9 protein-coding genes and 2 pseudogenes are annotated in these 13,735 nt (G+C 67.3%); 1 reads left to right on the plus strand and 10 read right to left on the minus strand.

Annotated features, from left to right (window positions below):
• A pseudogene (locus JHD63_RS18995) lies at positions 1-120 on the plus strand (IS5/IS1182 family transposase); the annotation flags it as partial.
• 6 nt (positions 121-126) lie between these two features.
• Here JHD63_RS18995 and JHD63_RS19000 read toward each other — a convergent pair.
• The 10 genes and pseudogenes from JHD63_RS19000 to JHD63_RS19045 form a co-directional block, all read right to left on the minus strand.
• Complete coding sequence (locus JHD63_RS19000) at positions 127-780, minus strand: alginate O-acetyltransferase AlgF (RefSeq protein ID WP_233168431.1); 654 nt, start codon at positions 778-780, stop codon at positions 127-129.
• Positions 781-832: 52 nt separating this feature from the next.
• Positions 833-2,410, minus strand: a complete 1,578-nt coding sequence (locus tag JHD63_RS19005; protein WP_198972376.1) for an MBOAT family O-acyltransferase — start codon at positions 2,408-2,410, stop codon at positions 833-835.
• 6 nt (positions 2,411-2,416) lie between these two features.
• Positions 2,417-3,463 carry an alginate O-acetyltransferase AlgX-related protein gene (locus tag JHD63_RS19010; RefSeq protein WP_370590580.1) on the minus strand — a complete coding sequence of 349 codons (1,047 nt, stop codon included), beginning with the start codon at positions 3,461-3,463 and terminating at the stop codon, positions 2,417-2,419.
• A 72-nt stretch (positions 3,464-3,535) separates the two neighbouring features.
• On the minus strand, positions 3,536-4,498 hold the full coding sequence (locus JHD63_RS19015; protein WP_370590581.1) for an alginate O-acetyltransferase AlgX-related protein: 963 nt from the start codon (positions 4,496-4,498) through the stop codon (positions 3,536-3,538).
• Between the two features lie 120 nt (positions 4,499-4,618).
• Positions 4,619-7,975, minus strand: coding sequence for an NfrA family protein (locus JHD63_RS19020; RefSeq protein WP_233168436.1), 3,357 nt, complete (start codon positions 7,973-7,975; stop codon positions 4,619-4,621).
• Entirely contained in the window at positions 7,972-9,678 is a 1,707-nt protein-coding gene (locus tag JHD63_RS19025; RefSeq protein WP_198972379.1) for a glycosyl transferase family protein, read from the minus strand. The genes JHD63_RS19020 and JHD63_RS19025 overlap by 4 nt, the downstream gene beginning before the upstream one ends.
• Positions 9,679-9,739: 61 nt before the next feature.
• Positions 9,740-11,941, minus strand: a complete 2,202-nt coding sequence (locus JHD63_RS19030; RefSeq protein WP_198972380.1) for a cellulose biosynthesis cyclic di-GMP-binding regulatory protein BcsB — start codon at positions 11,939-11,941, stop codon at positions 9,740-9,742.
• 57 nt (positions 11,942-11,998) lie between these two features.
• Positions 11,999-13,132: a non-hydrolyzing UDP-N-acetylglucosamine 2-epimerase gene (gene wecB / locus JHD63_RS19035; protein WP_198972381.1), complete on the minus strand. Its 1,134-nt coding sequence runs from the start codon at positions 13,130-13,132 to the stop codon at positions 11,999-12,001.
• Between the two features lie 288 nt (positions 13,133-13,420).
• Positions 13,421-13,573, minus strand: coding sequence for a hypothetical protein (locus tag JHD63_RS19040; protein ID WP_198972382.1), 153 nt, complete (start codon positions 13,571-13,573; stop codon positions 13,421-13,423).
• 25 nt (positions 13,574-13,598) lie between these two features.
• A pseudogene (locus JHD63_RS19045) lies at positions 13,599-13,735 on the minus strand (IS4 family transposase); the annotation flags it as partial.

The following is a 13,735-nucleotide window of genomic DNA, read 5'->3' on the forward strand; positions in this document are numbered from 1 at the left end:
TGGCTGGCCGCGTTTGGCAAGCTGCGGACCCGCTTCGAGCGCCGCATCGACATTCATGTCGCGCTGCTTTCCCTGGCTTGTTGTGTCATCTGTGCTCGCAACCTCCCTTTGTTTTGTTAGCCGCTCTTAACGCCTGACCGGGTCGGTGCGGCTGGGCTGCATCACCAGAACCGGCTTGCCAGCCGGGCCGACCAGGAAGAGGCTCAGGTAGTCGCCCGGCTGCAGGGCCGGCAGCGCCTGGGCAGCGGTGGCGGCTTCACCGCACTGGCCGCTCAGGCTGGCCTTGACCGGATTGACCGAGCGCGCAGCCGAAGCACCGGCCGCCACATCACGGAACACGGGCGTGCCGGCGGGCGAAAGCGCCAGCTGCGCCTTGGCGCAACCCTCCGCCAGGTTGTAGAAGCGCAGTTCGGCCTTGAGCGCATCGGGCGTTTCCGCCGTGTCGTCGATGGGCGTGAAGGCGAACTGGGCGCCCTCGCGGCGCAGCACCAGGGTGCTGAAGGTGTTGGGCTTCACTTCCAGCGAGGCGGCCGGCTTGCCGTCCACCTGCACGCTGAAGCGGCGCCCGCCGGCCACGATGGCGTAGCTGGTGGCGGGCAGCTCGCCCCCGACGCGCTGCACCGGCCCTTCGGCCACGCGCACCTGGAGCTTGGCCGGCGAAGGGTTGACCACACGCACGAACGATGAGCCGGCCGGCGGACGCGCGGCGTAGAGCTGCGACAGCGCGCCCTCTTCGGCCAAGGCGGCACTCGCCGCGGCGCCGAGCGCCAGGGAGAGCATCAGGCCACGCAGGGGGAAACGGATGGAAAAGCAATGCATCTGCGAACTCGCGTCAGAACTGGAAATAGAGGAAGCGGGTTTCCCGGTGCAGGTTGACCAGACACAGGAACAGCACCACCAGGGTGGCGGCCAGCCAAGCCCTGTTGGGCCGCCAGCGCAGCCAGGCCGGCGTGGCCTCCTGCGGCTTGGCGAGGGCGGGTGAACAGTGTCCCAGGATCTGGTGAGAATTGGGCGCCAGCCACACGATGGCCAGCAAGAGGACCAGATACACGGCGTGCAGGTTCCGCCCGATCCAGAGGCTCGGCGGCGCGTCGCCTGCGATCAGGCCGGCGAAGGAGGCGCGGATGTCTTCCATGCCGTTCGCGCCCGCCATGGCCTTGAGCAAATCCACCGCCTGCGGCACGTCCGCCGCGCGGAAGAAAGCGTGCGCCACCATCACCGCGACGAAGGTCAGCAGCACGCAGAAGCTGCGCCACAGCCAGCGGCTCCAGGCCTGGGTGGGAGCGATGCGCGGGCCCATGACGATGCGCCACGCATGGTTGATGCAGAGATAGCTGCCATGCAGCAGGCCGTAGATGAAGAACTGCCAGCCAGCCCCATGCCAGATACCCGCCAGCCCCATGGTGTAGAGCGTGGGCAAGGCGATCATGATCGTGAAGCCGCCCGCGGTGCGGCTGCCCACCGAGCCCACCGGAAGGCCGCGCCGGATGCGCCAGCGCGACAGGCGCATGGCCATGGGGTAATACAGGTAGGCGGTGAGGTAGCGCGTCAGCGTCATGTGCCAGCGCGCCCAGTATTCGATGATGCACGGCGCCTTGAAGGGCGAATTGAAGTTCAGCGGGAAGCGGATGCCGAACATCTTCGACAGGCCCATGGCCATGTCCGAGTAGCCCGAGAAGTCGAAATACAGCTGCATGGCATAGGCCAGGCTGGTGCCCCAGGCGCCCCAGAACCCCAGCTGCGACGGGTCGGCGAAGCCCGTATCGGCATACGGGGCGATGGTGTCGGCGAACAGCACCTTCTTGGCCAGGCCGATCACGAACAGCGTACCGCCGATGGACAGGTTCTCGGCCTTGAAGCGGTAGTTCTGCGGGTCCGCGAACTGCGGCATCATTTCCTTGTGGTGCAGCACCGGCCCCGCGATCAGGTGCGGGAAGAAGGTGACGAACAAGGTGTGGTTGAGCAGGCTGGGCGACTTGACCATGCCCGCCTTGCAGTCGAGCAGATAGCCGATCTGCGTGAAGGTGAAGAACGAGATGCCGAGCGGCAGCAGGATGTCGTCCACCCGGGTGGCGGTCCAGCCCCAGTCGTGCAACTCGCCCACCAACGCCGCGAAATACTTGTAATAGAAGAGCAGCACGAGGTTGCAGGCGATGCCCAGGGCCACCACCCACCACTGCCGCCGGGCCTGGCCGGCGCTGCGCACGATGAGCAGGCTCACGCCGTAGTTGAAGGCGATGGACGCCGCCAGCAGCACCACGAAACGCGGGTTCCACCAGCCGTAGAAGACGAACGACACCACGCACAGCCAGAGCGCGGCCCAGCGCAGCCGCACGGCGCCCAGGGCGTAGTAGCCGCCCAGCGCCAGCGGCAGGAAGAGGAACAGGAACAGATAGGAATTGAACAGCATGCCGTGTCAGCGCAGTTCGGCCAGCGCCTTGCGTTCCGCCGCGCTCAGGGGCAGCGAGAGCGAGAGTTCGGAGAATTGCCAGACCACAACCTTGAGGCTGGCGGGCCACTGGCTTTGCCGGCCCAGGGCGCCCAGCATGGCTCCGGCGAAGAAGCCACCGTCCTGGCTCTGATTCCACACCTCGCGCCCCAGGGCGCGCCCCAGCCGCCCGGCGAATTCGCTGCGCAGGCCGTTGGAGTCGCCCAGCAGCACCACTTCGGCGGCAGGCCCTTCGTCCAGCAGGCCGCCGGCCTGCACGGGCCGGATCTGCTCGGGAACGAAACTCTCGAGCGGCGGGCGCCAGCCTTCGGGGGCCTTTTCCAGGCCCGCGAGCACGAGGAGATCGCCCATGCGTGGCTCGGGCGCGTTGCCGCGCACGTCGTCGAAGGCCTGCGCGCCCTTGCCCCCCAAAACCGGCAGCGCAGCCTGCGCCACCTGGCCGGCCGCCGCCTCGGCGCCTGCGGGCGCCATGTGCACATCGGTGCGGTAATAGGCCTGCGGCAGCGCGGCGAGCGTGGGGCGCAGGTCGATATGGGCCACGCCCTGCTCGGCCAGGGCCTGCTGGAACGCATCCATCCTGGCGTGCATGGGCTGCGACACGCGCAGCCCGCACAGTTGCGCGGCCTCGATGCGCGACTTGTCGGGCACGACCGCCACCACGGTGCGGATGCCGGCCTTGGCGAGCCGCTCCGTCCAGGCGCGCATGAGCTTCAGGCGCTCGTCGAAGGCGCCTTCGTTGCCGGGTTGCGGGCGCAGCCCGTCGCGATAGAAAAGCCAGCCCGGGCAGCCTTCGGCGACCTGCGGCCCCAGATCGCCCAGCAGCCGGTAGCGCAGGGCGGCGCTCCAGAGATCGATCTGGCCCTGCCCCGGCAGCACGCCGAGGGCCTTGTTGAGCTGGTTGCCGGCATGGCCGTCCACCCAGGTCGAGGGCTGGAAGTCCGCGGCGTCGAACTGCAGACGGGTCAGGCGGAAAACGCCCCAGGCGCAACCGACGACCAGCACGAGGCCGATCACCCAGGCGATCAGTCGGTGGCCGGCCTGGGATGCGTCACATGAAGAGGGGGAAGGCGAAGGCGACGCCATCGCTCAGGACGCCAGCGCGGCCTTGAGCCTGCGGCTCCAATCCGCATCGCTGATCACGGAAGCCGCGTCCCAGAGGCCGCGCGCATCGGGGCCCAGGTGGAAGTTGGGCTCGAACAGCTGCCAGACCAGCACCTGGGGCGGCTGCTTGCGGTACGCATCCGACTCCAGGTATTGGAGCAGGATCGACCAGAAGCCCACGTCGCCCGGCTTCCAGTTGACCGAGACGCGCCGGTCCAGCAGGTTGGACAGCTTCTGCGGGAAGCCAAAATACGGCTGCACCATGCTGTTGCCCGTGACATGCACCGGGGCCTGCACCTCGCCCAGCAGGCTGTCGGCCTCCACGGCGCGGCGCACCGAGAAGATCTCGCGGCCCACGGACTTGCGCTGCTCCGGCGACAGGAAACGGTCTGCCAGATCGCCGAAGCGCCGCTCGTTGGACATCGAACCCAGGGCGAGGCCGGTGCCGGGAGCCCCGGCCAACTGGGGCACCAGGGAGCGGATCAGATCGGCCGTCGCCTGCGCGGTGGCGTCGGCGGCAGGCTGGGTCCAGTGCTGGTCGGTGCGGTAATAGACGGGCTGGCCGCTGCGCACCAGGCCGCGCAGGATGCTGTCGCCGTCGAAGGTGGGGATGTCCGCCGCACGCATCCGCTCGAGGATGCCCGCATAGCGGGTGCGCATCTGGGGCGAGAGGCTCATGCCCTCGGGCAGCTTGTCTTCGTACAGCGCCATCTTGTCGGGCAGAACCGGCACCACCAGGGCGATGCCCATGGCCGCCAGCAGCTTGCGCACCTCGGACACGCGCGCGACGGTCGCATCGATACCGGCCCAGTCCGGCGTGGCGGCATTGCCCCAGCCGGCGAACAGGTAGCCGTCCTTGCCGATCACGGCCAGCGTGTCCACCTGGGGCTGCTGGGCGGCCGCGGGCAGCGCGAGGCCGCAACCCAGGCCCAGAAACCAGGCCAGCACGGAACGGCGGCTGAATGCGGGGGAGGAAGCGGCAGGCAGGTTCATCATGGCAACGAAGTGAAGAGGTTGAAGAGGCCAGGGAGCCGCGCCGGTATCCGGCACCTGCCCCTGCGCCACAGGTCAGTAAGAGTACGACAGGTTCATGAACACGCCCTTGGAGCGGCTGGCATCGCCGCCGCCCAGGTTGGCGCGGTACTGCACGCTGAGGTCCACATGCGAACGCTGTGCGTTGTAGCGGTCCCCGGCCGGCCAGTAGCGGAAGTTCACGCCGGGCCCGCCACCCATCGACCACGACCGGCCGTTGCCCGTCAGGTCGAACGAGTCGTTGCCCGCCAGGGGAACGCCCGATGCGCGGTTGCGGGTGGAATACCAGTCGGCACCGACGGAGATGTGCGGGAAGATGACCAGCCGGTCGCTGTACGAGGAGAGGAAGCTGCGGCCCACGCGCACTTCGCCCGCGGCAAAACCCTGGCCGCGCTTGAGGCGGCCACGGTCGCTCGCCAGCACTTCGCCCGTGGCGCTGCGCACGGTGTAGCGCACGGGGGTGTCCAGCATGGTGTAGCCGGCCTGGAGGTAGCCCTCCATGGTGTACCAGCTCGTCGTGTCCAGACGCAGCGCCGTGCCGTCGTAGAAGCCGTAGAGCATGTACGCCTGCCAGCCTCCGGTGCCGCGGCTCGATTCGTAGTTAACCGCGGCGGCCTGGTTGTTCAGCTGGCAGCGCACGTCGTCGGGTGCCGGGTTGAGCGAGCCGCTGCGCGTGGCGCTGCCCAGCAGGAACTGCCGCTCCAGCCCGAAGGTGAAGTTGGCGGCCGTCGAAGGCGTGTAGCGCGCGCCGATCGCACCCGTGGTGGTCGGCAGGCCGGACACGCCCTGGAAGCTGGAATCGCCCACGTTGATGGTGCCGCCGCCGCCGCAGGGGTTCTGCACGACCTGCGAGCCGGTACGGTCGGTGCCGCTGCGCAGGGTGTTGGAGATCCGGCCATAGACATCGAAGGTGGACGTGGTGGAGTTGAGGAACTCCGGCGGACGCCAATAGACCTCGGCCGTCGAGAACACCGAGTCGCCCGGCACGGACACCGGCTGGCCCACCAGCCCGTTGGACGCGGATCGCGCGCCGCGGTAACCGACCGAGACCGTCGCGCCCCATTCGCGCGAGAAGTTGGCCACGGCGCTGCGGGTGTCGAAGCGCTGCTGGGCGTCGAGCGGCAGCTTGCCGGCATCGGCGTCGTCGATGGCCTGGCGCAGCATGGCCGCAGCCGCTGGGCGGTTGCCGGTGGCGGCCGTGGCGTAGGCCTCGTCGAGGATGTTGGTGGGCGGCGCCTGGCCGGTGCTGCGCGCGGCGACGAAGTCCTGCAGCGCCAGCGCCGGCTGGTCGTCGGCCAGATAGAGGTAGGCGCGCTGGCGCAGCATGGCGGCGTCGTCGGGCGTCGCCTTCAGGGCCACGTCCAGGCGCTCCAGAGCTTCCTTGCGCTCGGGCGGCGTGCCGGCGGCCAGGGCGATGGTCAGCAGGTTCTGGTTGGCCGCGTTGTCGGGCTGCTCCGCCACGGCGCGGCGCGCCAGGGCGACGGCGTCGGCATAGCGCTTCTGGCCATAGGCGGCATAGGCGCGTGCGGCGGGGTTGTCGGTTCCGGGGGCATCCCAGGGATGCACTTCGCAGACCGTTCCGTAAGGCGTGTCGCGGCACAGCTGCAAGGGCGCGTAGGCGGCGACGTCGAGCTTGTCGGCCGTGCTCCAGCCCCAGCCGCCGATCTTGGCTGCGGCCTGCCGGCGCTGGTCGGCCTGGGCATCGCCCGAAGGCAGCGGGGCCAGCAGCGCCAGGGCGCGCTCGGGGTCGGAGGCGGCCAGCGCCAGGTCGGCACCGATCAGGCGGGTGTCGCGGCGCTGCGCATCGTCGATCCAGTCGTGGGCGAGCACGGCATCGATATCTTGCTGCGCGGCCTCGGAGCGCCCCAGCTGCTGGCGCAGATAGGCGCGCAGCAACTGGATGGAGGTGTTTTCGGGGTCGGCTTCCAGCGCTGCGGTCGCGGCCTGTTCGGCGGCCGGCAGCTCCTGCGCGCTCTGCAGGGCACCGATCAACAGCAGCTGGTGGCTGGCCACGTCGGGCGCCAGCCGCACGGCCTCGCGTGCGCTCTGGACGGCGTCGGCGAGCTTGTTCTTGGACAGCGCCTCGTAGGCCTTCAGCGCGTACTGGTTGGCGATGGCCTGGCGCGCCAGGCGGACCCGGGCCACGATCTCGTCGCGGTTGGGCGCGCCCAGCGCCAGGGCCTCGTTGCCGGCCTGGATGGCGGCATCGAAACGCTGGTCGCTTTCCAGCGCGTTGAGCCAGAGCAGCACCCAGGGGCCTTGCGTGGGATCGGTGCGCACGGCCTCTTCGGCGGTCTTGGCGGCTTCGGCGTACTTGCCGGCGTTGTACTGCTCGTAGGCCACGGTCGCGATGGGGAAGCCCTTGCGGTAGGCCTCCGTCGTGGGCGCACCGGTGCCTGCGGGCTGCGGGCTCAGGTTGGTCACGGCGGCGGTGAGCTCGGGGCTGTCCAGGCCCTGTGCCTTGGCCTGCTGCGCGGCGCGCAGTGCCTCGTCGCGCTGGCCGAGCTTTTCGAGGGCGTAGATGCGCAGCAGATGCAGCCGGACCACGTCGGGGCGCAGGCGCAGGGCCTGGTCGGCCAGCTGCAGAGCCATTTCGTAACGGCCGCGGTCGTAGGCACGGAAGCCGGCATTGGCCAGGCGCCAGACCCGGCCGCGCAGCACCGGTCCGGCCTGCGTATCTTTCGGGGCGCTAGCCGCCGACCGCGTGCGGCGCTTGCGCCGCTCCTGGGCTGCCGGCCGCTCGCGCGCGGCATTGTCACTGCCAGCGAGCGGCGGGGGCAGTTCGATCACACCGCGCGGAGCGACCGGCGTGCTCGGCGCGGGCTCCGCAGGCTCAGCCGGCAGATAGATGGGCCGCGACCGCGACGACACGGCATAGAACTTGGCAGGCCACAGGGGCATGGGGACCGGCATGCCGACCACCATGTCGGGACTGCCCGGGAGAGGCAGCGCACGCGCGCCATCGGCCGAGGCCTGCTCCAGGTAGGCACGCAGGGCAGCCTCCAGACGGGCGCGCAGCTTCTCGTGCTCGATGCTGACGGCGGCGGCTGCGCGGCCCTGGGCCGACGCCACCAGCAGCGGCAGGCTGCCCACCGGGTCCACATCCGGACTGGCGTGCAGCGCATATTCCAGGCGCACGCGCCGGGCCATCGCATCCCGCGGGTCCAGCAGCGGATAGGCGGTCTGGACGGGGCTGGGCAGCGCCGTGGGCCGCGGCGCATTCTTCGGCGGAGCCGACAGGGTGTAGCTCATCGCCCGATGCAGCGGCAGCTCGTCGTCGGGCTGACCATGGCGTGCCGCGTGCTCCAGGCCCGCCGCCGCGAGTGCCGGCGTGATGGGCCATACGGCGACCAGGGCGATCGCGAGGATCGTGCGATTGCTCAACCGGTTCATGCGGGTACTGCCTCTGGGGCGCCTTTGTTGCCATGGGGTACATCTGCGGCCAGCGCCGCTTCTTCTTCCTGGAACAGAATCGCCTCGTTCAGCGTGCCTTCGTCGAGCCAGCCGTTTTCCAACAGGATCCGTCCCAGAGGCCGCCCTGATTCGGCCTGCAGCCTCAGCGCCTGTTCCAGATGCACGTCGTCGATCGCGCGCCAGGACAGCAGCACCTCACCCAATCGCTGGCGGCGTTGGGTCAACTGGTCGGCTGAGGGGAAGTCATGCATGGTCTTGTCCCACACCAAGCGGGTACCGAAGAGCTTGCTTGAAAGGAACAGGCGCCAGGCCCGGGCCGCCGCCATGGCATTGATGCAGTTGCCCACGATCATCCGCGGCACCGACAGCACGCCATGCTCCCAGCCATACATTCTGGTCACAAAGTACGCGCGCTGCACCACCCGCATCAGCAGTGCGAAGGCATTGAGCCCCATGACGGTCAGGAACCAGCCGCCGGGAGGAAACACCGACGGGTAATACACCGTCCACCACCCCATTGCATCGGCAATGTAGAACAACAGAAAGTTGAACATCAGCAGGTAGCCAAGAATGGCGATAAACGAGGTGATGAGGCCCTTGCGGTCGCGAAACAGCAGGTATTTGGTTGCCAGCGATCCACTCCAGCCCACCTGCTCCCAGCCCTGCAGGCCGATGCCCAGCGTCCAGCGCGCCTTCTGGCGATACGCCGTGCGGAAGGTGTCCGGGAAGAATTCACGCACGCCCAATGGCATCTGGATGGAGCCGACCTTCTCTCGCCCCAGGCCGAAGAAGGAGATGCGCCGGATGACGTAATCGACGTCGAACTTGCCGAAGATCTGCTTCATGCCCATGCGGCTCAGGCGTGTGCCGATGTCGTAGTCCTCGGTCAGGCTGTCCACGTTGAAGGGCTGGTTGTCGGTAGTCAGCGACAGTTCCGTCAGCGCCCGGTGCGAGAAGCAGGTTCCCACGCCAGCGGACGGCACCATGCTCGAGAGGCTCTCCCGCACCACCAGATCCTTGCTGTGCCATTCGGCGAACTCGTCCATGTAGGTGCCGGCGACGAGTTCGAACCAGCTGCGCTCCAGGGAAGTGACCGGCAGCTGGATGAAGTCCATGCGCGGCAGCAGGTAGCTGTAGTACTTGAGCTCCAATGGGTGAAGCACGTCTTCGCTGTCGTGGAGCACCACGCCGGCGAAAGGCGCGGGCAGATGCTTCTCGTGCTTGAAGAGCGCCTGCACGATCCAGTTGAGGCAGTCGGCCTTGCAGGTGGGGCCGTCGTGCGGCACCTCGACGCGCACCAGTTGCCGGTAGCGGCGGCGCATGCGCTCGACCTCGGCGATGGTGCGCGCGTCGTTGCGGTAGGTGCCGACAAAGATGGTGTAGTTCTTGTACTCGAGCATCGAGACCATGTTGCTCAACATTGGGGCGATCACGTCGTACTCGAGCCACGCGGGCACCATGATCGCCATGGGCTGCTCAGGGCGCTCCCGCAGCTCCGCCGCGGTCAGGCGCTTGTATTTGCGCCGCACGGTCACTCCCCGGTAAAGCTCGCGCACCCAGTACCAGACATCGATGAACAGGTCATCGATGCTGGACAACAGGATGACGACACTGACCACCGCCGTCAGGATTTCCAGCCAGTGGTAGTAGTCAGCAAAGAGGTAGGGCCAGTACAGCGACATGCCGGTTCTTCAATCAATCAAGCAGGCGAGCGAGCAACGGAGGGCAGCGTCTTGCACGCCATCAGGATGACTGGTCCTTGCGATGCCGGACACGGCGGGCACTCACCAGCAAGAGCAGCAGTGCCAGCAGCAACACGCACACCAGCATCACACCCCAAGAGAGATAGCGGCGCCATTCGTAGAACGCGCTTTCCCCGGCTCGCGGAGGCTCGCTGGCGGATGGGTTGTGGCTGTCCACCCAGCTCACAGGCCCCTCGGAGCCGATGATGGCGATGTCGCCACGGTTGAGCACGAACGCCTTCTGCATTTGGGCGGGCTGCTCGCCCAACGCCTGCCAGATCAGGCCGTAATAACCCTTCGATCGGCTGACTTCCGCAGTGCTCAGGCGCGAAAGGCCATCCACCTCAAGCCAGGCCGCCTTCTTGCCGTTGATGCGCAATTGGGAATCCTTGATCTGGATCTTGGAGTCAACCCCGTGCACAGGCACCTGCATTGCCAGGAAAGGCTTGGACGGCGAGAACGGCTTGCCCGCTTCAGCGACGACGAATTCGGCGCGCACCGGCGTGACGCCGGAGGCCACGGCCATGCGGACGAGGCGCATCAGACTGGAGGGAGCGTCCGCCAGATAGGAGGCGGGGACAGCTATCACGGGTGCGCCGGACATCAGCGGCAGCATGCCCACAAAGGATCCGTCAGACTCGGAGTCGCCGGCCTTCACGTAGCTGGTGGGCAACACATTGACGGGGAAGCCCACCGGCATTTCGTTGCAGTCGTTGGAATACGGCTGGCGCTGGAAGGACACGCGCACCACGTTGTTCAAGCCCAGTGCATAGCCAGGCACGCGGGCGTCCAGTCGCTCGGGACGGCCATCAGCCTCCAGGCGCTTGGCAGACAGAAGCACATCGTTCCAGAACACCGAGGCCACGGGCCGTGTGGACGAAGCACCGGGAGCGGCAGCGACGTCGATGACGATGTCGGACGGCATGCGCCCATTCACGGCCACGGAACTCAGCGGCAGCGATGCCGTCCAGTCGCCGCGTGAGACGACGTGGAAGCTCGCCTCGCTGCCAACGTTGGCCAAGCGCAGCACGGATCGGTCATCCACCTCCGGGGCTTCCGCCTTGTTGACCACCACCTGGCGGGAGTTCAGCACATTGCGCCACACGTCGGCGAAGGCACCGGCAGCTTGGGCGCCTGCGTCTTCGGACAGCACGATCACCGGGCGCGCGCCCAGGATTTCGAGCTTGATCTGGTGGGACGCCGGCGCCTCAGTGCCGGCAGCGGTCTGCAGGCCACGCCAGCCGGCGAAGGCCTGGACAGCTGCGGAATCGGTGCCGAACTGTGCGGCCAAGGCGTTCAGCGCTTTGCCGATCTGCTGCTGCAGTGCGGCGTCGGACACCAGGATGTCGCCAGACGCCTCTACAGCGCCGAGCACGATGAGCGCACCGACTTCAGCGTCATCCTTGAGCACATACCGGGCATTGCCGCTGGCCAGCCCCGCGAAGGCAGGCAGCGCGGCCAGCCCGGCCGGCACCTGCCAGCCGCTGGTGTTGATGGTGTCGCCCGGCACGGGAAAGGACTTGATCTGCACGCGACGGCCCGCTTGTTCCAGCGCCACGCCCATGCGCCATGCGGTGTCGTACGACGCTTTGGACAGGTTGCGAGACGCCACCAGCAGCGTGGGCCGCGCAGGCAGGGTCAGCCAGGCATCGGCCAGGCTGGTCAGCGCACGACTGTTGAACCGGTAGTTGAAGCGCGTCTCGGGAGCGACCGACAACACGTTGCCGGTGGAGCGCTCCACCTCGCAGATGCGCTGGGCGACGTTGTTGCGCCAGTTCACGCTCAAACGCAGAAAACCGTTGCTGCGCACGGCAGTGTCTACCTTCAGTACCTGGCTGGCATCGCCCTCGGGCGATTCGATCCGGCGCGAGAAAGCCGGCCGGCCATTCACGGACAGCATCATCCATGTGCGGCCTTCTTCGGCCTTGTAATAGCGGCCATTGAAGTCAATGGAGGCCTCTGCCAGCGGCAAGCTGCGCGGCACAGGCAGGTAAAACTCCTGCTTCGAATCGAAACCATTCATCAGCACGGCGTCGTTGAAGCCCAGGTCGGAGAGCGCGAAGCTGCGCGTCACCCACACGTCCCCCTGCAGTCGCTGCAGCGCATCACTTGCCGGACTGGCCAGTGCCAGGACGGGGGCACTCAAGCACATCATGCAGATCAGTCTGGAGGTGTGCTTCAGGCGCGAAAGACTAGAGGCCATAAGAAAGCTCCGGGGTAACACGAGAAGCGATGGGAAAAGCGATGGGCCGGGCGCGGCTCAGGGACGGAATTCGGCAAACGGGCGGTTGCACAGGGCATCCACAATGCGCTGGCAGGCGTGCCCATCGCCATAGGGATTACCCTTTCGGCTGAATTCGGCGTGAACTTCCTCATCGTCAAGAAGGCGCCGGGCCTCCTGCACGATGCGGCTGTGCGAGGTGCCCACCAGGCGCACCGTGCCGGCCGCCACAGCCTCGGGACGCTCGGTGACGTCGCGCATCACCAGCACCGGCTTGCCCAAGTAGGGCGCCTCTTCCTGCACGCCACCGGAGTCGGTGAGGATGAGGTAGGCGCGGCGCATGAACCAGACGAAATCCAGGTAGTCCAGCGGCGCGATGAGGTGGACGTTGGGCAGGCCCGAGAGGGTTTCCTTCACGACGTCCTGCACGTTGGGATTGAGGTGCACCGGATAGACGATCTGCACGTCGCTGCGGCCGGCGAGCTCCTTGAGCGCGGCGCAGATGTTGCGGAAACCGTCGCCGAAGTTCTCGCGGCGGTGGCCGGTCACCAGCACCAGCTTGCGGCCGGCGTCGAGCCAGGGGTAGCGGGCGGCAAGATTCGAATCGAGCACCGGGTCGGCATCGAACTTGGCGATGGTGGTGGCCAGCGCGTCGATCACCGTGTTGCCGGTGACCCAGATTCGGCCGGCGGCGCCCTCGCGCGCAGCGGCATCGCGGGCCGATGGCGTGGGCGCGAACAGCCACTGGCTCATGCAGTCCACGACGCGGCGGTTCATCTCTTCGGGAAAGGGCGACTGCATGTCGCCGCTGCGCAGGCCGGCCTCCACGTGGCCAATAGGGATGCGCCGATGGAAGGCAGCCATAGCGCAGGCCGCCGCGGTAGTGGTGTCGCCATGCACCAGCACGGCATCGGGCTGCACGGTCTGCAGGACGTCGTCCACGCTGCCGACGAGTCGGGAGAACAGTCCGTTCAGGGTCTGGTCGGGGCGCATGACGTGAAGGTCATGGTCGGCCTGCAGATCGAAGAGCGCCATGACCTGGGCCAGCATCTCGCGGTGCTGCCCGGTAACGCACACAATGCTTTCAATCTGTGGCTCATTGCGCATTGCAATGACCAAAGGCGCCATTTTGATGGCTTCAGGTCGGGTACCGAAAATCGAGAGAACACGCATTCGAGGTCCCAGCAGCTACGCCCACACGCGGCCCCGCTCCATACGGCGGCGATCGCGTGCAAGTTGAACAACTTGAAAAAGCGCACCGAAGTGCGCTTGCGGGCGGGAGCGATCTGCGTCGTCTGACCTCGAAGCCGCGATCCTAACAAATGTCCCGGAAAGAAATCGATGTAACAAATCGACTTTTCACCCCGATAACAATTGTTGAAGATCTTGAACCGGCCCTTTTTCTGTGCTGAAGCTACAAAAATGCGGCTCTCAATTGCTGTGGCTTAGCGCCAATACTGTTCATATTAGAAGCAAAGGCACAGACTGATGCGCCTGATGGAGCAACTCGCCGCGATGGCGAAGCTGGAAGTTGCTCATCTTGCGCTTGACGCCGCGCGGGTTGAGGCGCCCACGGCTGCCCACGCTGCGCCCGGCGCCGATCTCCTGGATCATCGCCTCGCACCACTGTGGCAAGCGCTCAGGGGGGGATGGCCGCAGCTTGCGGCATCTTGCGCTTGATCACGCGCAAGGCGTGCACGAAGCTCAATCGGTCCGGATCGAGTTGCCGCCCCCAGGCGGCCTGCTCCATGAGCTGGCGCACCGCGAAGTGCGCCA

Origin of the sequence: Xylophilus sp. ASV27 (assembly GCF_016428875.1) — a bacterium.
Classification (GTDB): Bacteria; Pseudomonadota; Gammaproteobacteria; order Burkholderiales; family Burkholderiaceae_C; genus Xylophilus.